17 protein-coding genes are annotated in these 22,292 nt (G+C 70.6%); 4 read left to right on the forward strand and 13 right to left on the reverse strand.

The features are described from left to right. Window positions 1-30: 30 nt before the first annotated feature. A complete protein-coding gene (locus tag ACZ418_RS25030; protein ID WP_468366774.1) occupies window positions 31-732 on the forward strand; it encodes a glycerophosphodiester phosphodiesterase in 702 nt (233 codons plus the stop codon). Here the strand turns inward: ACZ418_RS25030 and ACZ418_RS25035 are convergent. After that, window positions 729-1,328 carry an NADPH-dependent F420 reductase gene (locus tag ACZ418_RS25035; protein WP_468366777.1) on the reverse strand — a complete coding sequence of 200 codons (600 nt, stop codon included), beginning with the start codon at window positions 1,326-1,328 and terminating at the stop codon, window positions 729-731. The genes ACZ418_RS25030 and ACZ418_RS25035 overlap by 4 nt on opposite strands. Window positions 1,329-1,399: 71 nt before the next feature. Here ACZ418_RS25035 and ACZ418_RS25040 point away from each other — a divergent pair, with 71 nt between their 5' ends. After that, window positions 1,400-1,759 (forward strand): winged helix-turn-helix transcriptional regulator, encoded by a 360-nt coding sequence (locus ACZ418_RS25040; RefSeq protein WP_468366780.1) that lies wholly within the window; start codon window positions 1,400-1,402, stop codon window positions 1,757-1,759. Here the strand turns inward: ACZ418_RS25040 and ACZ418_RS25045 are convergent. From ACZ418_RS25045 to ACZ418_RS25055, 3 genes are all read right to left on the reverse strand, one after another. After that, window positions 1,722-2,093 (reverse strand): hypothetical protein, encoded by a 372-nt coding sequence (locus ACZ418_RS25045; protein ID WP_468366783.1) that lies wholly within the window; start codon window positions 2,091-2,093, stop codon window positions 1,722-1,724. The genes ACZ418_RS25040 and ACZ418_RS25045 overlap by 38 nt on opposite strands. A gap of 94 nt (window positions 2,094-2,187) precedes the next feature. Beyond that, entirely contained in the window at window positions 2,188-2,688 is a 501-nt protein-coding gene (locus tag ACZ418_RS25050; protein WP_468366786.1) for a hypothetical protein, read from the reverse strand. A gap of 57 nt (window positions 2,689-2,745) precedes the next feature. Next, window positions 2,746-8,577 (reverse strand): WD40 domain-containing protein, encoded by a 5,832-nt coding sequence (locus ACZ418_RS25055; protein WP_468366789.1) that lies wholly within the window; start codon window positions 8,575-8,577, stop codon window positions 2,746-2,748. A gap of 102 nt (window positions 8,578-8,679) precedes the next feature. On the opposite strand from ACZ418_RS25055, the gene ACZ418_RS25060 reads away from it, so the two are divergent. Next, the gene (locus ACZ418_RS25060; protein WP_468366792.1) at window positions 8,680-9,972 is read left to right on the forward strand and encodes an ArsB/NhaD family transporter; all 1,293 of its coding nucleotides are present in this window, start codon (window positions 8,680-8,682) and stop codon (window positions 9,970-9,972) included. A gap of 6 nt (window positions 9,973-9,978) precedes the next feature. Here ACZ418_RS25060 and ACZ418_RS25065 read toward each other — a convergent pair whose 3' ends face one another. Next, the gene (locus tag ACZ418_RS25065; protein ID WP_468366795.1) at window positions 9,979-10,326 is read right to left on the reverse strand and encodes a hypothetical protein; all 348 of its coding nucleotides are present in this window, start codon (window positions 10,324-10,326) and stop codon (window positions 9,979-9,981) included. 82 nt (window positions 10,327-10,408) lie between these two features. On the opposite strand from ACZ418_RS25065, the gene ACZ418_RS25070 reads away from it, so the two are divergent. After that, complete coding sequence (locus ACZ418_RS25070) at window positions 10,409-10,723, forward strand: hypothetical protein (protein WP_468366798.1); 315 nt, start codon at window positions 10,409-10,411, stop codon at window positions 10,721-10,723. Window positions 10,724-10,838: 115 nt separating this feature from the next. Here the strand turns inward: ACZ418_RS25070 and ACZ418_RS25075 are convergent, their stop codons facing one another. The 8 genes from ACZ418_RS25075 to ACZ418_RS25110 all read right to left on the reverse strand — a co-directional run bounded on the left by ACZ418_RS25075 (window position 10,839) and on the right by ACZ418_RS25110 (window position 22,176). Next, the gene (locus ACZ418_RS25075; protein ID WP_468366801.1) at window positions 10,839-11,267 is read right to left on the reverse strand and encodes a hypothetical protein; all 429 of its coding nucleotides are present in this window, start codon (window positions 11,265-11,267) and stop codon (window positions 10,839-10,841) included. Between the two features lie 104 nt (window positions 11,268-11,371). Further along, the gene (locus tag ACZ418_RS25080) at window positions 11,372-11,572 is read right to left on the reverse strand and encodes a DUF397 domain-containing protein (protein ID WP_468366804.1); all 201 of its coding nucleotides are present in this window, start codon (window positions 11,570-11,572) and stop codon (window positions 11,372-11,374) included. Further along, on the reverse strand, window positions 11,544-12,383 hold the full coding sequence (locus tag ACZ418_RS25085; protein WP_468366807.1) for a helix-turn-helix domain-containing protein: 840 nt from the start codon (window positions 12,381-12,383) through the stop codon (window positions 11,544-11,546). Before ACZ418_RS25085 ends, ACZ418_RS25080 begins: the two co-directional genes overlap by 29 nt. 149 nt (window positions 12,384-12,532) lie before the next feature. Then, window positions 12,533-13,507 carry an inositol monophosphatase family protein gene (locus ACZ418_RS25090; protein ID WP_468366810.1) on the reverse strand — a complete coding sequence of 325 codons (975 nt, stop codon included), beginning with the start codon at window positions 13,505-13,507 and terminating at the stop codon, window positions 12,533-12,535. Further along, on the reverse strand, window positions 13,491-14,147 hold the full coding sequence (locus ACZ418_RS25095) for a hypothetical protein (protein WP_468366813.1): 657 nt from the start codon (window positions 14,145-14,147) through the stop codon (window positions 13,491-13,493). Before ACZ418_RS25095 ends, ACZ418_RS25090 begins: the two co-directional genes overlap by 17 nt. Before the next feature lie 74 nt (window positions 14,148-14,221). Then, window positions 14,222-15,178: a hypothetical protein gene (locus tag ACZ418_RS25100; RefSeq protein ID WP_468366815.1), complete on the reverse strand. Its 957-nt coding sequence runs from the start codon at window positions 15,176-15,178 to the stop codon at window positions 14,222-14,224. Window positions 15,179-15,284: 106 nt separating this feature from the next. Continuing rightward, the gene (locus ACZ418_RS25105) at window positions 15,285-15,704 is read right to left on the reverse strand and encodes a hypothetical protein (protein WP_468366817.1); all 420 of its coding nucleotides are present in this window, start codon (window positions 15,702-15,704) and stop codon (window positions 15,285-15,287) included. 355 nt (window positions 15,705-16,059) lie between these two features. Beyond that, window positions 16,060-22,176, reverse strand: a complete 6,117-nt coding sequence (locus ACZ418_RS25110; protein WP_468366820.1) for a hypothetical protein — start codon at window positions 22,174-22,176, stop codon at window positions 16,060-16,062. Between the last annotated feature and the right edge of the window lie 116 nt (window positions 22,177-22,292).

Below are 22,292 nucleotides of genomic sequence, written 5' to 3' on the forward strand. Positions count from 1 at the left end.
CCACATCGGGGGCACCCCACAATGGGGGCCATGCAGACCGTGACCGCCGTGGCTCATCGCGGCGACCCCTACCGTGTCCGTGAGAACACCATCGACTCCCTGCGTTCCGCGCTCGACCGGGGCGCGGACGCGGTCGAGATCGACGTGCGGCTCACCCGCGACGGCGTCCCCGTGCTGCTGCACGACGAGACGCTGGAGCGGCTGTGGGAACTCGGCCGGCCGCTCGGCGCGCTGTCCGCGGCGGAGGTGCGCGGGCTCACGGCGGGCGGTGTGCCCACGCTGGCGGAGACGCTGGCCGCGACCGGCGACAGCCGGGTGATGGTGGACCTGTGCGGACGGGTCGAGCGGCGGATGGTGGACCGGGTCATGGACGTGGTCCGGCAGAGCGGGGCCCAGGACCGTGTCTACTACTGCGCGGGCGCCGAGGCGATGCTCGCCGTCCGCGCCGCCGACCCGGCCGCCGAGATCGCGCTGACCTGGACGAGCCTCGCCCCGCCCCGGCCCGCGCTGCTGGACGCGGTCCGCCCGCGCTGGCTCAACTACCGCTTCTCGCTGGTGAGCCGGGAGCTGGCGGCCCGCGTCCACCACGACGGCTATCTGCTGTCCGTCTGGACCCCGGACACCCGCCGCTCGATGAGCCGCCTGCTGGACCTGGGCGTCGACTCGATCACCACGAACCGGGTCGACGTCCTGCACGCCCTGCGCAACGGCGGCGGCACCGGCGGCCGTTAGGCACCGGCGAACTCCAGCGGTGGCGCGATGGCCTGGGCGTCCGCCCTCTCCCCCACCCACAGCCCGATCAGCAGCGCCGCCGTCGCCTCCAGCAGTCCGGCCCGGTGCAGTCCCCCGGCGTTCAGCGGTGTGCAGCCGAGGTCCCGCACCAGCCGTCGTGCGACGGTGAGGGCGTCCTCGTCGTCCCCGCACAGCGGTACGGCGAGCGGGCGGCCCCCGAACACCGGCGGGGTCAGGCGCCAGACGCTCTCGTGGCACAGATTGAACGCCTTGACCACGCGGGCGTCGGGCGCGGCGGCAGCGATGCGCTGGGCCGCCGCCGGGCCGCCGGCCGTGAGCAGAGCGAAGTCCGGGCCGCCCACCGGATTGGTGCAGTCGATCAACACCCGCCCGCGCAGGGCGGTTCCGAGCCCGGCGACCAGGTCCACGGCCGCCGCGTAGGGCACCGCCAGCAGTACGGCGTCGGTGCCGTGCTCCACCGCCGCCCGCACCTCGCCGCGCGACCTGCTGCCCGCGACCACCTGGTGTCCGGCCCGCTCCCACTGCCCGCCGAGCGCGTCCGCCATCGCGCCGGTGCCGATGATTCCTATGCGCACAACTGCCTCCCTCTACCGGCCTGTTGAATACGGGCACGACATTAGGAAGCCGCTCGGGCACCATTCGGTGTGTGACCGACGACCACGCCTTTCTCGCCGACTGCCGGGCCCGGCTCGCCTTCGACCTGCTGGCCAACACCTGGAACTCGGTGGTCCTGTGGGCGCTGCGGGACGGCCCCGGCCGGCCGGTCGCGCTCCGTGAGCGGATCGGCGGGATCAGCCAGAAGGTGCTGACCGAGACGCTGCGGCGACTGGAGTTCAACGGCCTGGTGGAGCGGCGGGCCTATGGCGGCTCGCCGCCCCGTGTGGAGTACGGACTCACCCCGCTCGGGCGGACGTTGCTCGGGCCGATCGATGCCTTCGGTGCCTGGGCGTTCGAGCACGGGGACGAGGTCATGGCCGCGCAGGAGCACTACACGCGCGAGCGTTGAGGCACCGTCGACGTGTCGGCCGGGGTGGCGCGGGTGAGGTACCGCGGGACGGGTGCGGAGCCCTTGCCGGTGTCGCGGACAGGCCGTACCGGATGGCGCCCTGGGCGACCCGGACCTTGGCGCGGTGCAGGTCGCCGGCATTGTGCAGCATGCCGGGGTGGGCGAAGGCCCGCTTCGTCGCCGGCGTGGTCTGGGCCGCGTCGGCCCCGGCGCCGGAGAACGCGGCGATCCCACCGCCGAGGCCTCCGGCCGCCGCGAGTCCGCCGCCGAGGGTGAACAGGCCCCGGCGGGTGAGGCGGTGCTTGTTGGCGCGCTTGTGGGTGGGGGTGGGCATGGGGGACGGCTCCGTGCGTGAGGAGGCGGGACGTGCAGGAGACGGAGCGCGGGCCGGGGGGATAACAGTTTTTTGCGGCTGATCACGGCACGGTTCAAGCAGCCGTGAGCGCCTCCAGCCGCTTGGTCTTCTGCCGTACGACGTACAGCGGCACGGCCCCGAGCACCCCGAAGGACATGTCGATCAGCGACCACCAGAAGGGGATGCCCCGGATCGGTCCGCACACCAGGGCGAGCGGGACGATCCCGGCGCAGGCGATCATTCCGAACTCGACGACCCAGATGTTGCGGACGGGGTCGCGGTAGGGCCCGTAGAAGGCGACGGCGATGACGAGGTGGGCGAAGGCCAGCCAGTCGGTGCCGTAGAGCAGGAACGGGTAGTCGGTGTCCGCGGCGTCGAGCCCGTCCCGCACCCGGGAGATCCAGGCCGTCAGCCCGGGCAGCCGGTCCGGCACGGACAGCGCGCGCAACGCGCTCTCGGTCCAGCGCAGTTCGTGCACCAGGGGGAAGGCGGTGGCCCCGCTGAGGACGAGGCACACCACGAAGAAGACCAGCCAGACGCGAATGCCCTTGAGCAGGGCGGCTCTGTCGCTCATGGGAGGAGCGTACGCCCAGAGTTGAACGCGTTCAAAAGGCCCCCTCCTCCCCCTCCCCTACTCCAGCGGGTCGTCCAGCGGCACCTGCCGCATGCCCGGCAGATGGCCGTCCAGCTCGCCCGGTTCGAAGCGGCACATGCCGACCACGTGCCAGAACTCGCCGGTGACGTCTCCTTCGTACTTGTACCCACCGGACGGGGACAGCGCCGCCCAGCCGCCGGGCATGCCGACCAGGGTGACCCGCAGGGTGGCCGGACCGTCGGCGGGCACGTTCCACAGCCGTACCGTGCCGTCCTCGCCGCCGCTGGCCAGCAGGGAGCCGTCCGGACTGAAGGCCACCGCGAGGATCCGGCCGGTGTGGCCCGTCAGCCGAGCCGTCTGCGCACCGGTGTCCGGGTTCCACAGGCGGACGGTCCGGTCGTCGCCCGCCGTCGCCAGCAGAGGCCTCGACGGATGCACCGCCGCCGTCCACAGCTTGCCGGTGTGGCCGGTGAGCCGGTGGGCGATCTCGTCGTCCTGCCAGATCACCGCCGTGCCGTCCCAGGAGGCGCTGGCCAGCCAGGAGCCGTCGGGAGAGAAGGCCACGGCGTACACCCGGTCGTCGTGGCCGGCGAGTTCGGCGGTGATGCGGCGGCCCTCCATGTCCCAGATCCGCACCTTGCGGTCGTCGCAGCCGGTGGCCAGGACCGTGCCGTCGGACCGGAAGGCGATCGCGCGGACCCGGCCGTAGTGCTCGGTGATGGTCGCGACATGCGCCCCGGTGGCCCGGTACCACAGCCGGACCGTGTCGTCGTCGTTGGCGGTCGCGAGGAGTTCGCCGTCGGCACTGAACGCCTCCGCCCACACATGGTCGGTCTCGACGTCCAGTTCGCGCTGGTACTCGCCGGTGGCCGCGTTCCACAGGTAGAGGTCGCCGTCACTGCTCGCGGTGGCCAGCAGGGGCCCGGCCGGGCCGAACGCCGCCGACACCAGACGGTCGCTCTGGCCGGTGAGTTCCCGCAGACGGCGGCCCGACGAGGAGTGCCAGACGCGGACCACGCCGTCGTTGCCACCGGCCGCCAGCATCGAGCCGTCGGCGCTGAAGGACAGCGTGCCGACGCGCCGCCCGTGGCCGCGCAGGATGCGCCGGCCCTGTCCGGCGGCCGGCTCCCACAGCCGTACGACACCGTCGTTGCCGCCGGTCACCAGCAGCGCGCCGGGGCCCTGGACGGGTGTGTCGCCGTGCGGACGGAACTTGCACACCCACACCGAGCCGCGGTGCTCGGCCGGCTGCCGGTTCAGCGGCGCCGCGACCGGGTCGGCCTCCGGGTCGACCCCCCACAGCCGGACCACCCCGGCGCTGTCCCCGGCGGCGAGCAGGCCCCCGTCGGGGTCGAACAGCACCTGGTACACCGCCCCGCGGCAACCGCCGAGCAGCCCGGCGGAGCGCCCGCCGGCCAGGTCCCACAGCCGTACCTCCCCTTCGGTGTCCCCGCTGACCAGCAGGGCGCCGCCGGGGTGGAAGTCCAGGGTGTAGACGCGGCCGGAGTGTCCCGTGAACTCGTGCCGCGGGGCGCCGGTGGCGAGGTCCCACACCCGGACCGTGCCGCCCTTCCGGTCGTCGCCCTGGTCGGTGGTGGCCAGCAGGGTGCCGTCCGGACTGAACCGCGCCCGGTACACGGCGCCCTGATGCCCGGGCAGTTCGCCGGTCCGCCGCCCGCTCTCCAGGTCCCACAGGCGTACGGCGCCGAAGGCGTCACCGGTGACCAGAGTGGTGCCGCCCGGCCCGAACGCCACGGTGTAGACGGGCGCGGAGTGACCGGGCAGCCGGTGCAGCGGGGTGCCCGAGGCGGTGTCCCAGACGGTGACCACGCCGTCGGCGTCACCGGTGGCCAGCAGGGCGCCCTCGGCGTCGAGGACGACCGGCCAGACCCCGTCGGCGTGGATCTCCAGCCGGTGCAGGCAGCGGCCGGAGACCGGGTCCCACAGGCGTACGGTGCCGTCGGAGCTGCCGGTGGCCAGGACACGGCCGCGGAACTTGACGGCATAGACCCGGCCCGTGTGGCCCTGCAGGGTGCGCAGGGGGATGCCGGTGGCGGCCTCGCAGACCAGGACGCCGCCGTCCTCGCTGCCGACGGCGAGCAGTTCGCCGTCGGGGCTGTAGGAGATGGGTTCGGGCAGCCGGCTGGTACGCATGTCGAAGCCGTACGGCACACCGACCGCGGAGGGCCGGAAGCCGGAGTCGACGGCCATGCCGGGCGCGATCGCCGCGGTGGCCAGCTCGGGACTGCGGTGCAGGGGGCCGGTGGTCGCCGCGATCAGCGCCGCCCGCCGCCAGCGGCCGCCCGCCACCCGGGCGCCGGTCAGGTCGGTGCCGATCAGCCGGGCCCGCCTGAGGTCGGCGCCGCGCAGGTCGGCGCCGGTCAGATCGGCGCCGTCGAGCCGGGCGCCGACCAGCCGGGCGCTGCGCAGCACGGCGCCGGAGAGGTTGGCGCCGACCAGCCGGGCGTCGGTGAGGTCGGCGCGAGTCAGGTCCACGCCGGAGAAGTCGCGGTGGGACAGGTCCTCCCCGGCCAGGGCGGCGCCGCGCAGGTCGGTGTGGGCGGGCACGCGGAGCCGGCTGAGGATCTTCACGGCGTTGGCGCGCGTGGCGTCCGCAGAGGTGTCCTGGGAGGTCCCGGACAGCTCCCGCTCGGCCCACCCCTGGCAGATCCGGTGGTCGGCGAGGTCGCACAGGAACTCCACGGCCAGCTGGCTGAGTTGGCGCCGGCCCAGCAGGGTGCTGTCGCCGTCGGTGATCCTGCGGGCGCACTCCCGGGCAACCAGCCATTCCACCACCGAGCCGTGGATGAACCGGAACACACCGTCGTCGCTGCGCACCAGCAGGCTGCCGGAGCCGATGGCGTGGGCGGTCTGCGGCACCGACAGCCGGGCGTCCGCGAGCCCGGTCAGGGTCTCGGCGACATCGGTCAGCTCGTCGAGCCGCAGCGAGTCCTGGCCGCTCTCCCACAGCCGCAGGGCGAGCGCGGTGACCGCGTCCCACAGCTGGTCCAGGCTGAGCCCGGGCGCCCGGCCGGGGCTGCCGCTGCCGCGCTGCGCCTCGAAGCCCAGCCAGGCGGTGAGCACCTCCTCGTACAGCCCGGCGGGGCTGAGCGCGCGCCCGGCGCCGGCGACCGCGCGCAGCCGGTCGTCGTCCAGGTCGGCGACGAAACCGAGCAGCCGGGGGTTGCGGCACAGGGCGAGCAGGTCGGGGATGGCGTCCAGCAGCCGGATCCGGTGGTCGGCGGCGCGGTCGTCACCGTCGTAGCGGTTGACCAGGTAGGCGCGGATCTGCTGCGGGCTGAACTCCTGGACGGCAAGCACCCGGCGGTGCGGGAGCAGGCCGACGCGTTCGCCGAGCGCGGTGAGCACCTGCCCCTGGGAGCGGAAGTGCTGGGTACGGCTGGACACCACGATCTTGGCGCTGTCCACGGCGGAGTCCAGCAGCACCTGCAGCCGCTCGGCGGCGCGGTCGTACGTCACCTGGTTCACGAGTTCGTCGAAGCCGTCGAAGAGCAGCACGATCCGCCCCTGCTGGAGCATGTAGCGGAAGGCCCGCAGATCGATGTTGTCGACACCGTGGGCGGCGAGGTGCGCGGCGACGAGACCCTCGAACGAATAGGCCCGGTCGAGGGCGTTCAGCTCGATCAACAGCGGGACCAGGTGCGGCAGTTCACCGGGGATCCGGCCGGCCAGCTCACGCAGCGCGAAGGTCTTGCCGTGCCCGAAGTCGCCGAGGAGCAGCAGGAAGCGCCCCTGGTCGGAGTCGAGCAGCCGCAGCATCTCGTCCACCAGCCCGTCGCGGTCCTCGGCGTCGAGGCGCTCCACCTCCCGGTACCGCTGCGGCAGATACATGCCCGGGGGATAGCGGGGGTCGGTGCGCAGCCGCTCGCTCTGCCCGGCGACATAGCCGCGCAGGTCCAGCAGCCCCTGGAACTCGGTGAAGCTGCGCACCCGCACGCCCCGCCGCCGGGCCGCGTCCCGCAGCTCCCGGGCGGGCGGCGGCCCGTCGTGGACGAGTTCGGCCTCCGCCTCGGCGTCGGCGGCGTGCACGAGGGCCACGAACCGGTCGACGTCCTGCGCGGTCGGGGTGCCGGTGTGGACCGCCACCCGCTGCTGCCGCACGAAGCCCGACTGGCTCCAGGTGACGAGCAGTTGCGGCACCGGCCCGTCCACCGGGCGGATCTGGGCGCCCTCGTGCCGGGTGCGGCAGACCTCGGCGACCCGGGCGAGCAGTATCTCGGCGGGCGTCTGCACGGCACGCGGCTCGGGCTCGGCGGCGGGCGCGGGAGTGCGGTCGCGGTCGTCGGCGGGCGCGGCCTGAGCCCCGAAGGCCCGGTCGGCCCGCCGCCACTGGACCGGCCGCCGCCGCGGCTCCCCCGGCCCCTGCCAGACGGCCAGCCCCTCCCGGCCGACCCGCACCAGCTGGTGCGCACCGGGCCGCCCGGCGCCGATCACCGGCACCCCACCGGAGGCGGTGGCCAGGTCGGGCAGCGACGCGCCGGGCTCGGCAGGGCCGTGCAGGAGCAGATGCAACCGTGGCCCGGTCAGCCGGGTCAGCACATCGGTGTCCCGCAGCGGTCCGGCGCCGTCCAGGGCGGCCGTACCGGCGCGCCGCACACCAGGGGCGGCCACGCGGGCGGCACCGGGCGAGTGCCGCACCACCCCGATCCTCAGCCACCCCTCGGTCTCATGGGGCCGCAGCGCCTGCGCGAACCAGGCGGCCTGCTCGCGCCCGACCATCCCGTACTGGTCGTCACGCCGATGGCTGTATGCCATGGAGGAGTTGAGCCCCGCGACCACGGTGTGCAGCTCGGGCACGGGAAAGAGGGTCCACGGCTGATCACTGTCGAAGACGAGGTCGAGCCCCTGGTACAGCTCCTGGAACAGCCGGGCGAAGTGCCGCCACTTGGGCCAGTACGGCGGCCGGGGCGGCATCTCGTCGGCCTCGCAGGTGCTGAAATAGGCGTGGCAAGCCGCCTGGTTGACGTCCTGGCCGCCGGGGACGAGGGCGACCCGGTGCGGTTCGAGCCCGAGCAGGGCACGCAGCCCGGTGAGAAAGGCGAGGGCCTGCTCGAACTCGCGCCGGCTGCCGGAGGCGGTGAGGTCCCCGGTGACGACCAGCAGATCGGGCGAGGGTGCCCCCGAGTCCGCCAGCTCGACCAGATCCCCCCAGATGGCCGCCTGCAACTCGGCGGGATCCTGCCCCCGCCCGAAGGCGGGCCCGGCCAGCTGGAGCACGGTGACCGCCTCCCGCTCCCGGACCGCTCCGGACACCCGCGGGTACGACGGCGGCGCGGCGGGTCTACGGCGCCCCGCCCACCCGGGCCCGCCGAGCGGCCGCCCGGGACTCGGCGCCGCCGGGGCGGCGGCCACGGGACGGCCGTTCGCACCACCCGGGTAACCCGGCGGCAGGCTGGGCCGGGCCCGCCCGTCGAGGGCCTGCCGGACCCGCGCGAGCAGCAGCTCCCGGGCGGCCGCCGGATCGGCGACCGGCACCAGGTCCACATACGTGATGGTGGCCAGCAGCCCCTCCACGGGGATGTCCTCGACCCGTACGGTGATCAGCCGCCGCTCCGGCGCGTCCGGGTCGGCGCGCAGGGCCGCCTGCCACTCCATCCGCCCGTACCGCGACCGCTCGTAGTTCCTGGACAGTACGGCGATGACGGCGGCGGACTCGCTCACACCGCGGTCCATGAAGTCGACGAAGTTCGTGCCCGGCACGAAGTCCCAGGCCTGCAGGACCGTCCGGTACCCGGCCTCCTCCAGGGTCCAGGCGATCCAGGACGCCCAGCGTTCGTCCGCCGGAGAGTAGCTGATGAAGAAGTCCAATGGCCCGGTGTCCCCCGGGGTGTTCTGTCGAGCCACCATGTATTGAATGATGCCGTGAAAAGAGAGGCGGACACCGGTCGTTTCCAGGCGTTCGACAGCGCCCTGGTCACAGCGACGTACAAACGTGCGACCCTTCCAACCGTGCGTGCCTTACTGCTGCGTCTGCATGTCATCGACCGGGTGGCGATCGGTCTGCTGGCGACCGGACTGCTGTGCGTGGTCACGGGACTGCTGCCGACGGGTTCCGCATCCGACGCGATGACACGCATCGCCCCGCTGCTGGCCTTCCTGGGCACGGTGATCGTGCTGGCCGAACTGACCAGCAGGGCCGAGGTGTTCGATGTGATCGCGGCGCGGGTGGCGCGGGCGGGGAGGGGCAGCTATCCGCTGTTGTTCCTGTTGTGCGTGCTGTTCGCGTCGGTCACGACGGTCGCCCTCAACCTTGACACGACGGCCGTCCTGCTGACTCCGGTGATGCTGGCGCTCGCCTCCCGGGTGGGCATCGCGCCGGTGCCGCTGGCCATGACGACGGTATGGCTCGCCAACACGGCGAGCCTGCTCCTCCCGGTGTCCAACCTGACGAACCTGCTGGCCGCCAACCGGGTCGCGCTGTCCCCGCTGGGCCTGGCGGGCCGGATGTGGGCACCGCAACTCGCTGCGCTGGCCGTGACGATGGCTTGTTTGTGGCTGTTCTTCTGGCGGCGGGGGCGGCGTGGGGGGCATGGGGGGCCGGTGGTGGACCGATCCGGCCTGATGGCCGCCGTTCCGGTGTCGGGGCCGGGCGCGGCGCGTGCGGGGGATGTGCGGGCGGACGCCGCCGACCGCTATGTGCCGCCCGCTGTGCACCGCCCCGCCGACCCGGTACTGTTCCGCGCCTGCGCGCTCGCCTGCGCCGGCTTTCTGCTGGCCATCCTGGTGGCCGACGTACCGCTGTGGGTGGCCTCGGGGACGGCGGCGCTCGTCGCCGTCGCGGCGTACGGGGTACGGCAGCGGTCCGCACTCCGGCTGTCACTGATCCCGTGGCGGCTGCTGGTGATGGTGCCCGGCATGTTCCTGGTGGTCGAGACGTTCGACGCGCACGGGCTGCACCATCTGCTCGCCTCGGCGGTCGGCACCGACGGCGGCACGCTCGGCCTGTTCCGCGCGGCAGCGGTCGGCGGCGGCCTGTCCAACACCCTCAACAACCTCCCGGTCTATCTGGCCGGGGAGGCGGCCGTCCCCGTCGGCAACCACGACCAACTGCTGGCCCTGCTCGTCGGCACCAACGCCGGCCCCGTGATCACACCGTGGGCGTCCCTGGCCACGCTGCTCTGGTACGAGCGCTGCCATGCGTACGGGGTCCGGGTGCCGGTCCGCCGGTTGATGGGGACGGGCGCGGTACTGGCGGCGTGCGCGGTGGGGGCGGCGGTGGCTGCGCTGGCTCTGACGCGCTAGGTCCGGTCAGTAGGTGAAGCTCTTCTGAGTCCCACTGACCTCCGGGTTCGTGATGGTCGGCGGGATATGCCCGGCGGGGTAGACGCTGATGCACACCGTGTACTCGGCTCCCTGGACCAGGTTGACAGGCACCACCGCCTGTTCCCACTGCTGCTCGGACGAGGTCGCAGGGTAGGCACCTTTGCCTTGCCATGAGAGGGCGTTACTGGCCGGGTAGACCGCTTGGCCGCTCGCGTCCTTCAGCCAGAGATAGACGTCGACCGTTTCCGCGCCCTGCAGAGCGTGCCATTCCCCGACCATGTAGATGCGTGAGCCCTCGCGCCGCCAACAGGGCCGGACCTGGACGTTGGCCATGTCAGTCAGCGTTTTCCACGGTCGGCAGTTCTTGGGATCCGCCGGGTTCGGCGGGGCCGCCGGCGCGGGGGCGGAGCTCTGCGTGTCGGAGATCGGGCCCTGCGACGGGGTGGAGGATGCCCTGGAGCCGCTGCTTGCCTTGGGTGTGGTATTTCGCGTTTTGGCGGAGGGGGAGGCCGGTGATCGCCCGGAGGCGGGTGCCCCTGCGGAGTGGGGGGCCTTGTCCCCGCCCGCGGTTGCATGGGCCGGCGTGAGTTTCGGCCACAGCCATACGCCGCCACTGGCCAGCGCCACCAGCGTGACGACGGCCATGGAGGCGATCCAGACCGGTCCGGGCCTGCCCCTGCTGGGGCGCTCCGCCGCGGCGGGGGCGGGGTTGGTCACCGGCCCGTGGTAGTGGTGCTCGTGGAAGTGCTGGCTTCCGGCGGCCTGATAGGCCCTGCCGGTGTCCGACGGCGAGGAGTTGAAGGACGCCGACGGCTTCGGCTCCTCGGAGGCTGACGGTCTCTCGGTCATCGCTCGTGGAAGTTCTGGTCCCGGCCCGCCTGGTAGACGCGGGCGTTTCCGGTCGGGTTCGCATGGAAGACGATGGGTGCGGCCTGGGCCGGCGCAGGCAGTGCGGGGATCAGTTCCTCGTGGACGATGCGGTGCACCTCCCGGGCGAACTCCGGTTGCGTGATGAGCAGCCGACGGAACTTGTTCCGCCACTCGGCGATCCCCTCGTCGAGTCCCGGCGTACCGGAGCCGGTCTCATCCCCGGTGGCGAGGAGCAGTTCCCGGGTTTCCAGCAGCTCGGCCTCGACGGTCTCCACCCGGTCTGGACAAGCACGTCCCCACAAGGTCGAGACCGCTGTCTTAGCCCTCTCCCAGGCGTCGGTGGTAAGGAGCGTCACCACGGTCGTACCGGCCGTCGAGGCGAGCGCCATCAGCTCTGCGTCCACGCACAGACCCTTCTCTCTTTCTGCCGTAGACGCGTCATCATAAGCTGTAACACGGGCTGCTCAGCGCGGAGTTGACGCCCGTTGAGGCCTTCCCACCTCCGACGCTAGGCCTTGACAGCACGGACGAACACCGTCCAGGCCGACGCCGAGAAGACGACGGCGGGTCCGATGGGGTTCTTGCTGTCGCGGACGGGGACGTGGGTGGGGGCGGCGGTGTCGTTGACTTCCAGACAGTTGTCGCTGCTCCCGCCGCTGTACGTCGACTTGCGCCAGGTGTCAGAGAAGGTCTGCTCGCTGCGCTTCATGTTCGTAATCCTCCGCGACGGACCTGAGCAGGTCCAGGGACTTTAGGCGCGACAGGGCGTCGCCCAGAGCTTGATCGTAGAGCTCTTGGCAGGCTCGCACCATGGACGGCAATTCCATGATCCGCCCGCTGTTCACACCTTCCGCGTAGGCGATGGGTGGGAGGTCTTCGAACCACATGAGGGAGAGGAAGCCCGCCTGTAGAGCATGGGCTCCCACGGAGTACGGGAGCACGTGGACGCGGATACGGCGGCTAGCGCCCAACTTCGCGATGTGACGAAGCTGCTCGCACATGACGGTCGGCCCGCCCACGACGCGCCGTAGCACCGCCTCGTCCAGGAGGAAGCGGACTTCGGGCGCGTGGAAGTTGTCGAGAATGCGAGCCCGTTCCAGCCGCGTGGCCACCAGCGTTTCCAGCTCCTCATCGCTCTTGCGCGGGTAGCCGGAGCCCAGGATTTCGCAGGCGTACTCCTTGGTCTGCAAGAGACCCGGCACCAACGTGGGCGCGTACTCCCGGATCTCGATCGCCTGGCCCTCGAACTCCAACGCCTCCGCGAAGTGCTCCGCCACCTTCCTGCCATCCAGCGTCGGCAGAAACCGCTCGAAGAACTTGTCCGGGCCCAACTCCCGGTCCAGCCGCCGCGCATCCTGTACGTCCGGCCTCCGCCGCCCCGCCTCGATGTGGGCGATATGCGTGCGGGACATCACGACACGTTGGCCCAGCTCCTCCTGCGTGAGCCCCGCCGCCTCCCTGCGCCGCCTGAGTTCCTCCCCGTACCGCACCCGCGAGATGGGATTGTCCTCGATGGCCACCCTTCAACTCCCCCTCGTGCTGACTCCGTCGTCACGCTCGGTCATCTTCCGAAGGTACTCGCGCCCGCATCACTCTGTGCACGGATCGCCACAGATAGTGAAAGGCGCTGCAATGCACGACGAAGAAGACGGCTACGTCAGGGTGTTTCTCACGCTGAGGGTCTCCCGGGACGGTGGCCGGACGTGGGGGCCCAGGGTGACGTACCGGCCGCCGAAGAACGCCGCGCCGTTGGACCTGTCGGGGCGGTTTCCGCCGTGTGAGTGTCCTCGGTGCCGGGAGAGAAAGGGCTGACGAGGTCGAGAAGGTGGGGCAACAGCTCCGGGCGCCCGGCGACAAAAGAACGCCCCGTGTCGGGGCCGCCGAAGCCGCCGCCGAACTCCGCGCCGTCGAGGTGCCGTAGGGAGATGCCGGCCTCGCGGGCCAGCAGCGCGCCGGCGGGCAGGTCGATCGCCTCCGCGCGGTAGCCGACGAAGCCGTCGATGTCGCCGCGGGCCAGCATCGCCCAGGCGACCAGTGGTGCCCAGAGCTGGAGCAGGCGCCGGGAGCGGAGTTCGAGGGTGTGCCTGAGGGAGCAGGCGAGGGGGTCGTCGCGGGAGACGGCGTGGCCCTGGGTCCAGGCCAGCAGCGGCCCGGCAGCGGGAAGCGGACGGCCATGCGCGGGGGCGGCGAGCCGTCCGCCCGGACCGTGGGCCCCGCCGCCCCGCAGCGCGGACCACGTACGGCCGGTCATCGGATCGTGGACGACCCCCACCACGGGCGTGTCATCGACGCACAACGCGATGCCGACGACGTACACGGCCAGCCCGATCACCACGTTGTTGCTGCCGTCGAGCGGATCGATCAGCCAGGTGCGGCCCCCGCCGTCCCCCACCAGTTCACCGGACTCCTCGGCGAGGATCCGGTCGCGCGGGAAGCGGTCCCGGATCCGCCCGACCACCAGTTGCTCGGCCGCGATGTCCAAGTCCGTGACGACGTCTCCGAGTTGGCCCTTGGGCCGGGCGGCGAAGCCGTCGGGAAAGCGGGAGCGCAGCAGGGCCCCGGCCTCCTCGGCGGCGCCCACGGCCGTACGGCGCTCGACGTCGTAACCGGCCGGCGAGGACCGGGGGTCAGGGTTCGGGCTCATGGATCCTCCTGAGGGCGGCCCGAGCGATCCGGGCGGTCTGGGTCGCGTCACAGGTCCGGCGGACCATGCGGTGCCCCGGGGCGGACGGCGGGCCCAGCGAGAGGTCCACCCGGCCGGGCAGGGTCCGGCCCAGCACCAGAGTGGCGGTGGGGCGGCCGTCCGGCACCACACTGGTGTGGAATTCACCCGCCGGGAGGGCGTAGCTCTGGCCCCGCACACTGGTCTGCCGCACGCCGGGCCGGCAGCGCACCAGCCGTTCGGTGGGCCGTAGTTCGTCCACGCCGGACGGGTCGCTGAGCACTTCGAAGACCCGGTGGGTGGCGTCGCCGGGGTCGTCGTCGATGTGCACCCGCCGGTTGTCGAGTTGCCCGTAGAGCACCGTGCTGGTCAAGTCCCAGCTGTGGCAGTGCACTTGAGGTACGGAGTCATCGGGCTCCGCCTCCGGTGTGCCGAAGACGTGGACGCAGACGCCGTCGTCGCCGTCGCGCAGGATGGGCAGGCAGACGAACCCCAGTGGATGGCGTACCGCGCGCAGGGCGCGGCGGCCGGAGACGATCAGGTCGAGTTCCGATACGGCGTGTCGTGTCAGCTCGGCGGTGGCGTGCCGCCGGGCGGCCCGTTCCAGGGCCGGGTAGTCCATGGTCCTTCCCCCTCGGTCCCCCTCGATCCCCCTTGGTTCCCTTTGGTTCCCCGTGGCCGGAACACGGCGCTCGCTCACCTGCGGTACGGGTTCTCCGCGCGCAGCGCCTTGTCGATGATGTCGCCGACGTCGGGGTCGGTGAAGCTCGGCGGCAGGGGCAGGCCGAGCCGGTCGAGCAGGCGTCTGACCTCGTCGACGGTCGGTTCGTCGGCGAGCGGGACGGCCTCGCGCAGATCGAGCTTGACGGCCTGTTCCCGGCTCTGGTGCAGCTCGGTGACGTAGTAGTCGTAGAGCGGGCGGTCGTGCTCCACGCAGAGGCTGACCCGGCTGGGGTCGTCCTGGGTGATGATCAGGCAGCTGTCCGAGAGGTCGAACCGCAACGCCGGTGCGACGGAGGACAGATGGACGTCGACCTCCAGGGTGTCCAGCCGCTGCCGGTGCCAGCTCGCGGCGACGACGGTGGCGTACGCCTCCTTGCGGGTACGCTCGACGGTCCACTCGGCGTCACCGGGGCCGGAACCGAAGGTGCTGCGGAACCGCGCGTAGGCGGCGCACACCTGCTCATCGGCGGGATTGATGATGTCGATCTTCATGCTGAGGGAGCGCCGCTGCCGCTGTGCCTCCAGCACGCATTCCGGCAGCGTGACCGCGCGCAGATAGGTGCCGGTGCCGCCCTTGAACACCCAGCGGGTGGTGGTGCGCCGGGCCCGCTCGTGCGCGAGGGCGACCTCGGCGCCGGAGAGCGTGCGCACCATCGCCAGATCCTCGATGGCGCGGCTCGTCCCGGCGGTCGCGGCGCGGATGTCGGCCATCCGGCGGCGGCGCTCGGTGAGCGAGCCGTACACCAGCGCCGCGAGCACCAGCAGGGTGGCGCCCGAGACGATGTTGGTGTCCATGTTCTGGTTGAGGACGTCCATCAGCCCGACGACGAGGGCGACGGCGATGGCGACGATCCCGTCCAGGTTCCGGACCGCCCAGGCGATCGCATCCTCCAGCCGGCGTCCGGCTCCCTGTGGTGCGCTGTTCGTCACGTCCACCCTCCCCCGACGGTGGCTTCCATCGTAGGAGCAAGGAGACATCCTCAACCATGCGTCAATCAGCCGTCGCCTTCTCGGCCGTGAGACCGACGCTCGGCTCTCAGGACAGGTCGTCACGTCCCAGCCAGGCCGGCTTGACCGGCACTCCGTCCGGGTACCGCTCGATCTGATCGACCTGGCCGACCTGCTCCTGCGGCGCGGCATCGGGCTCGCTCGGCGCGTCCACCGGTTCCGGGACGACGGGCGCGGCGGAGTCCTCCAGCAGCTCCGCCACCGTGAACCGCGTCGCGAAGGACTGCCACGCCCCGTCGACGACGAGCAGAAACCCGTCCCCGACCCGAAGGAGCCTACGGCGCCTGGGACTTCTGGGGTGTTCGGGCGAGTAGCTCCGAGCCCGCCGCTCCAACTCCGCGAGCGCGTCGGCACGCGACCCGCAGACATGCGCGATCACGTCGGCCTCGATGTGCTTACGGTCGCCGGCGCTCCTGGTCGTCTCGACGACCAGCCCCCATATCGTCATGTTCTCCGCCCGTGTAGGTTCCCTGGCCCGGTGTGACAAGGACTCCTAGTTGGCACTAGCTAACGATCCTGACCTGCAGTTATGCCAACCAGATTCAGCGACTGGCGTATCGGCATCAGAGAGATAGTTGGCACATTGGTACAACGCAGGTCACGAGGGGTGTCGCCGCAGCCGGAGATCCTAGACGCTTTGCGATCTCGGCAACGGAGTCTCGGTCATCCGGCGCTTTTGGCCGCTCCCGAGTGGGCGACGTCGCCATGAGCCTCGGGCTCAGAAAACCGGCCGGTGAGAGCAGCGCAAACCATCGGGGCATGGGGGCCGGATCAGTGCCACGGCCCCCACGCCTCGACCATTCCTAGGAGCCTAGGGTGTCGAGCGCCGCGTGGAGCACCGGCTCGACGCGCAGACGGGTGCCGTCCCTGTCTAGGGCCTGGAGGGTTTCCAGGCAGGTGAGGGCCCACCGTGCGTCTTCCTCAGCGAGGCCGGCGAGCTCAGCCGCGGTCACACAGTCGCCTTCGGGGTTCCAACCGGTGCCAAGTTCCTCGACCACAGCTTCGTAGCCACGCCTGACCAGGTCGTCCTCACCGTCGGTGTCGGTCAGGGTGTCCTGCGCCAGGCCCACTGCCTCGACGAACTCTTGTGCGTTCTCTTTGCGGGCCAGCCATTTCCCCAGCTCTTCCAGAGCATTGTCCTGATCACGGTGCTGGTCGCGTAGATCCAAGACCTTGTCCAGCAGGAACGGCCAGCCTCCAGTGATCGCGGCCAGCTTGGTCAGCCGCTCCTCCGTCTCATAGGCGCTGTGTTGCTGCGTCCAGTCCCTCAGGCCGCGCCGGTCGTAGCGACGCAGCACCACCACGGTGTCGTCGTCCCCTCCGGCCGTCTCAGGGGCGGTGAGCAGGTCGCGCCAGAAGCCAAGCTGTTCGGGGCTCGACACCAGGACCACCGATCGGGTCGCTTCCGCGACGGTGGGCAGTATCGTCCTGGCCTGTTCGAGCGACTGCCGACAGGACTTGTCACTGCCCAGCGCAAGGTCGCTGATGAGCAGGCGTCGTTCTCCGGCTCGGCCCGCTGCGAGCTGCTTGCGATAGGTGTTGGCGTTGCCGATCGGTGGCAGGATCCAGCCGGCCACCCGGCCCGTCGCGTCCCGCAGCGTGCGCTCCACGTCACCAATGCCCGTCGCCCGGGTGCCGAGGACGACACGGACCTGGTTCTTCCGCTCACCGAGCAGGTAGTCGACCTGGTTGATCGTCAGCGGCGCGGAGCGGCGTCCGTCGTCGAGGCCAGGGCGGCTCTCCAGCACGACGGCCTCCTCCAGACGGTACTCCCGCTCGGCGCCCAGGAGGCGTGCCTCGATCTCCTGGGCGGTGCCAATCATGCGCAGAGCATTCGGTCCACGCAGGTGCCAGCCCTGTCCGTCGTGGTTCGGTGCGAGGACGCCCAGGCCCACCATCTCCTGCAGATAGGCTCGGAAACCCTCGCTGTCCAGTTTCTCGAAGCCCTGCGGCCACCAACCGGCGCACTCGTCACGCAGTTCCCGGTCGCTGAGCCTGGTCTCCAGGCCGTTGTCGCGAGCATGTTGGGCAAGGACGTTGGCCACGACGTTGTAACGGTCGTCGAGGGCCAGAGTGTCCTTGAAGGCCGCGGTGATGTCGGATCGCAGAGATGCGTCCTGCTCCACTGCATCTACATCGGCCGCCTCGATCGTGTAGGGCGGGGGAAGCAGCGGCTGCCGTGCCCGCTTTTCCTGCATGACCTGCACCATCCGGCTGCCGAAGATCTGCAGCAGGAAGGGCTGGTACGAGCAGAATCCCAGGACCCTGTTGACGAGGTCGACGTCCTCGAACTCGAATCCCAGGGCCCGCATGGGGTGGACGATCAGATCGGCGGCGAACTGCGGCGTGAGTGGTCCGACGACGGTCGGTGTCTGGGCGAGGTGACTGAATGGTCCGTTCCTGGCAAGGCGGGTGAAGCGCTGCACGGAGTGCAGACCGGCGAAAACGACCTTCGCTCGGCCGCGAGAGTCGTCACCCAGGCCGCGCAGCCGACGGGTCTCCGTGCACTCGGGCACGTCAGCCTCAAAGAACCGGTCGCATTCGTCGAGGAGGATGAGCAGTCGCCGGTCGGAGTCCTGATCCAGCCAAGTGGCGATGCCCTCCGTGACCCGTTGCCACGGCTCCGACTTCGGGCCTCTGCGACGGGGCTCCTCGAGGACGCCTTCCTTGGTCAGCTCCTGGTCCAGTGTGTTCCAGATGACCGCGGCGCCAAGGGCGGTGCCCTTGCCGATACCGATCTTGTCAAGGTTCAGGTAGAGCTTGCGGTGCGATCCGGGACGCTGTTCCACGAAGCGGTCGCCCGCGTCGGCGAGCAGCGCCGACTTTCCTAGCCCACGGCCGCCGTAGATGATCTGCGTCCCGGCCGGGTCGAGAATGCTCTTGCGTTCGCGATCACGTCCGTAGAACATCTCACGACCGATCTGTCCCCGCTTCTCCTTGATATACGGGTTCACTCCGGAGAACGGCAGAAGCATCTCGGTGGCGGCGTCGACCCGCCTATTGCCGTGCGCGGTGAGGTAGGCCAGTGCCGCGTCGTCGACCACGAGAATGGGCTTGCCCCCCTGCGTGGCGCAGGCCAGTTCGGTGCGCGTCCTGCTGTCGATAGTGCCGAAGTGCACGACGAGCAGGCTGCTGTCGTCGGGATCCTGAGAGATGCGGCTGATGAGCAGTTTCGCCGCCGGACGTCCCCAGATGAGCAGGGCGCGCAGCTTGTTGCCGCGGTCCTTGATCTGCGAGCCGAAGGCCGGCGCCCAGGCCCTGCCGGTGACCTCCGTTTCTGCGAACTCGAAAAAGCGATAGTCGTTGCCGTACCGCAGCTCACGCAAGGGCGGGGCTTTCCTCGCCTCGAAGCCGAGCAGGGACAAAGCCGGGATCAGGTCCACCCGCGGATTGATGTTGGCTCTGTCACGGGTCGAGGCCAGTTTCGCCCAGCGTTCGAGGGCGTCGGCAGCTCGCTCGGCCGCGCCCTCGGACAGGACCGAGTAGTCCAGCACCGCCGACTCGTGCAGCTGTCTGCGAGACCGGACGGCCTCGATGAGATCGGGAGTGACGCCTCCGGGCAAAGCGTCGGGCACGGCGGGGAAGAACATCTCCAGGTGCGAGTCCTCGGCCCTGATCTCGGGGACCGACTCGCCCAGTTCGAGGAAGTAGACCAGTTCCGCGGCGGTGGCCAGACTGTCTGTTTCCAGATTGTGCAGAACGCGCCTGCGATCGTCGTCGCTGACTGCTGGCAGGGCGGTGAGCCGCGCCCGGAGCCGGTCCGCGGCCTCCTTGCGGTGGTGCGGAATCAGCTCGGCCAGCCGGTCCAGGTTGCGCCGGATCACCGACAGCTCACGCGGTGAACCGCTCTCCGTTTGGGGTGCGGAGTCGGCAAGAAGTTCCTGGAGGTTGACGTCCTGCTCGTCGGTGAGGGCACCGTCCGCCTGGGCTCGCCGGAGTTCCGCACCGAGTTCCCGTGCCTTGTCGGCAAGTACACGGTGCCGCTCCTTCTCCGTCTGCACGAGACGGGCGAGGCGGTCACCGGACGATTCCAGGGCCTGGCCCGCGGGCAGGACCCCCCGCTCCGCGAGACTCAGGAGCGTACGTACAGCAGTGAAGCCGTCCAGCGCGGCCTGAAAGCCGATCGCCTCCTCCCACGTCCGGTCCACAGCCGCGATCAGCGCAGGCACGGTGGGAACCGTGCCGGGCCAGTCCGGTAGCTTGTACAGCTCGACGTCCAACAACTCCGAGACGTCAGTGTCGATCGCGTGGAGCGCCGGGGACGCACCCGAGTCGAGTTCGGTGAAGAGCCCTGTGAACATCTCCTCGGAGGCTGCAGCAGCGGCCCTCGCTACAGGACGGGACCGCAGACCGGCCGACGCCAGGTCGCTCATGACACCCTTGCGCAATCCCAGGAGGGACAGTCTCAGGCCGGCCACCGAGTCCGCGGCCCATGCCGTCTCCTCGGATCGCGCGCTCCCCAGCTCCCGCTGGATCATGTTCCATTCCCACACGGCGGCGCGCACCCGTTCCAGGAACTGACGCACATTGTTGCGGCCGGACCCGTGGATGACGCGTCCGCCTGTGCCGCGGAGTTCGCCGTCCATCCTGTCGATCTCATCCTCGAGGTGCGCTGTCCGCTCCAGCCGCTGCAGCAAGGCGTCGGCACGGTCCGCAGCGTCGGCGGAGCCGTTGACGATGGACGTCAGGACGCTGCCCAACAAGCCGTTCGGCAGCAGCCACTGCTTCACCATCTGGGAGGCCCGCTGAAACCGCATCCGAGGTGCTACCAGCAGGTTCCGGCATGATTCGACCGCGTCCTGGAGTCGGTTCTCGGTCTGCGACACGTCGGCGACGACGGTGTGTAGCGGCGCCTGGACCAGCGCACTGTTCAGGGTGCGCTCGGCCACCTCACCGGCCACCTTCTGGAGAGTGCCCGGCAGATGCGGGGAGAGCGCTCTGAGCTGAGCGCCGATGACCGGTGCCCCGGTCACCAACGCCGCCTTCACGATGACCGGCAGCAGGAGCAGTTCCAGTCCGCCTGCCGCAACGCCCTCCTGCGCGTCCCATTCGCGCAGCGAGTCCTCGACGAACCGTGCGGTCCCTTCGGAGCGTGGGTTTAGCAACGCCGACACGGCGGCCAGGCGCAGCACCGCGGATTCCGCGCGCGGCCGGCCTGCCGCGCTGGACAGGTGAGCGGCGAGCCCGAAGCGCCTCTCGGTGATGAGGCGGGCAAGGATCGGCTCGACATCCTCCGGGTGACCGGTCAAACCACTCTCCGGGCTGGACGCGGCGTCCACACCGGCAACGGCCGACGGCAAGTCGGTGTCCGGGCGGACGACCGTGTCGGGGCGGGATGCCTTCTTCATGAGGTCGGCCACGTACCACTCAGACCGTGAAGCCGACGGTACGGGCGCCTCAGCCGTGACGGAGCCGGAATCACTCGAGGTGAGGGCCAACGCCCCGTGTGTCTCCGGCGCGGGCCGGTCGGCGTCTGCGGAGGGGGTCTCGTTCACTGGACCCGTCTGCGGGACCACCATGCCCCGCCAGTCCTGCCTCTCCGCGCTATCGGTAGACCCTTCGGCCACCGTCTGTTGCGTGGTTGCCAGCCCCTGGGAGGACATCACCGTGATCTGGTCATGCAGCACGGCGGCCACGGCGTATGGAGGGTGGGCCAGGGACAACTGCTGCTGAACCTCGACGAGCGTCTGCTGGGAGGCCTCTTCGTCCCTCACCTTGACGAGGCGCACCAACAGGGTGAGGAAGCCGGCGCAGGCATCGTCCTGCTCGTCCCATTGCAGCTTGGCAAGGAGGCCTTCGGCGCGCTGCCTGGCATCCGCGATCACGCCTGCCACTGCGCTGTCCCGCTGACAGCCGAGGGTGAGAACTGTGGCGAGGGCTCGGCGACTCCCGTCCTCCTTCTCGTTTCGCTCCACAGTCGCGTGGAGGGCGTCGACAGCCGCGAGGACATCATCGAGACGATCGGGGACGTCAGTGAGACCGGCCTCAGCGAGCCTCGTTCGGACACGGGTGAAAGCCTGCTCGACCGCGGCAAGCTGTTCCAGATCGGGAGCGGCCGGCGGACGTCCGTTCTGCAGCGCGAGCCGCACGCGATCGGCGGCGTCTCGCGCCTGGCCGACGGCGCTCACCAATTCCTCCCTAAGGGAACCGAGGCTCTGCAGCGTGATCCGTGCCACAGGCGGGTTTTGCGCCTGGTCCTCTTCGACAACGTTGTGAGGCTGACGAGGCGTTGGTACGACAGCGGCCTCCGGACTCTCTCCCACGGACTCGACCTCTTTCACGACCTCGGTCTTCCCCTTCACGCCGTCGCCATCGCCGTCTTCGTCGAACGCGGTGCCGGGATGGTAGTCCGGAGCCGCATCGACGATCCGCTGCGCCGCCGCACGCACCGCCTCTCGGGCCTCGTCGTCCGCCTCTGTCCCATACCAGTCCTGTTCAGCGGCCCGTACGAGGAGGTGTGCGTCGAAGACCGACGCCTGGATCCGGGAGAAGAGCGCAAGGCGGATCAGTCGGGCACCCCACCGATCGACAGGGCTACCACCGCGGCGGTCTGGAACGTGTCCCATAGCCTCGCGAACGATGTCGGCCACAATGCGGTTGGTGAGGTGCGATGCGGCATGGCACCGCTCCACGGCCGGTTCCCGCCGCTGCATCCGCCTGAGAACCTGTTCACTCAGCACCTGACCGAAACGACGTGGTACGACCATCCGGAACCCGAGGCTTCGCATGATCGCCTGCCGGTCCCTTGTGCCAAGGGAGTTGAGCGCGAGGCTCGTCTCTTCGACGGTGAGTTCCACGAGGGCTCTGTCCACGACCGGACCCAGCCTGTCGAGGCTCGAGGCCAGCTTTTCGAGGAGATCAATAGGTACGCCTGGCGGCGACAACGGGCGTTCTGTGACCACCGCATAGCTGAGGCTCATTCTGTGTCCGACTTCTACGTCAATGTACTGAGTGGTGTGTACGTGGTGTGTGAAGTCCAGTGCCGCAACGAGGCGAGCATGACGCGGCCAGTGCTGCGAGGGCAGCTCCGGCAATG

The sequence above is a fragment of the Streptomyces sp. NPDC030820 genome (assembly GCF_055572075.1).

What these genes read in the sequence shown, in the direction of transcription:
- ACZ418_RS25030 (WP_468366774.1), top strand. Translation starts at nt 31, where the DNA reads ATGCAGACCGTGACCGCCGTGGCTCATCGCGGCGACCCCTACCGTGTC.
- ACZ418_RS25045 (WP_468366783.1), bottom strand. Translation starts at nt 2,093, where the DNA reads ATGCCCACCCCCACCCACAAGCGCGCCAACAAGCACCGCCTCACCCGC.
- ACZ418_RS25050 (WP_468366786.1), bottom strand. Translation starts at nt 2,688, where the DNA reads ATGAGCGACAGAGCCGCCCTGCTCAAGGGCATTCGCGTCTGGCTGGTC.
- ACZ418_RS25055 (WP_468366789.1), bottom strand. Translation starts at nt 8,577, where the DNA reads ATGGTGGCTCGACAGAACACCCCGGGGGACACCGGGCCATTGGACTTC.
- ACZ418_RS25065 (WP_468366795.1), bottom strand. Translation starts at nt 10,326, where the DNA reads ATGGCCAACGTCCAGGTCCGGCCCTGTTGGCGGCGCGAGGGCTCACGC.
- ACZ418_RS25080 (WP_468366804.1), bottom strand. Translation starts at nt 11,572, where the DNA reads ATGAAGCGCAGCGAGCAGACCTTCTCTGACACCTGGCGCAAGTCGACG.
- ACZ418_RS25090 (WP_468366810.1), bottom strand. Translation starts at nt 13,507, where the DNA reads ATGAGCCCGAACCCTGACCCCCGGTCCTCGCCGGCCGGTTACGACGTC.
- ACZ418_RS25095 (WP_468366813.1), bottom strand. Translation starts at nt 14,147, where the DNA reads ATGGACTACCCGGCCCTGGAACGGGCCGCCCGGCGGCACGCCACCGCC.
- ACZ418_RS25105 (WP_468366817.1), bottom strand. Translation starts at nt 15,704, where the DNA reads ATGACGATATGGGGGCTGGTCGTCGAGACGACCAGGAGCGCCGGCGAC.
- ACZ418_RS25110 (WP_468366820.1), bottom strand. Translation starts at nt 22,176, where the DNA reads ATGAGCCTCAGCTATGCGGTGGTCACAGAACGCCCGTTGTCGCCGCCA.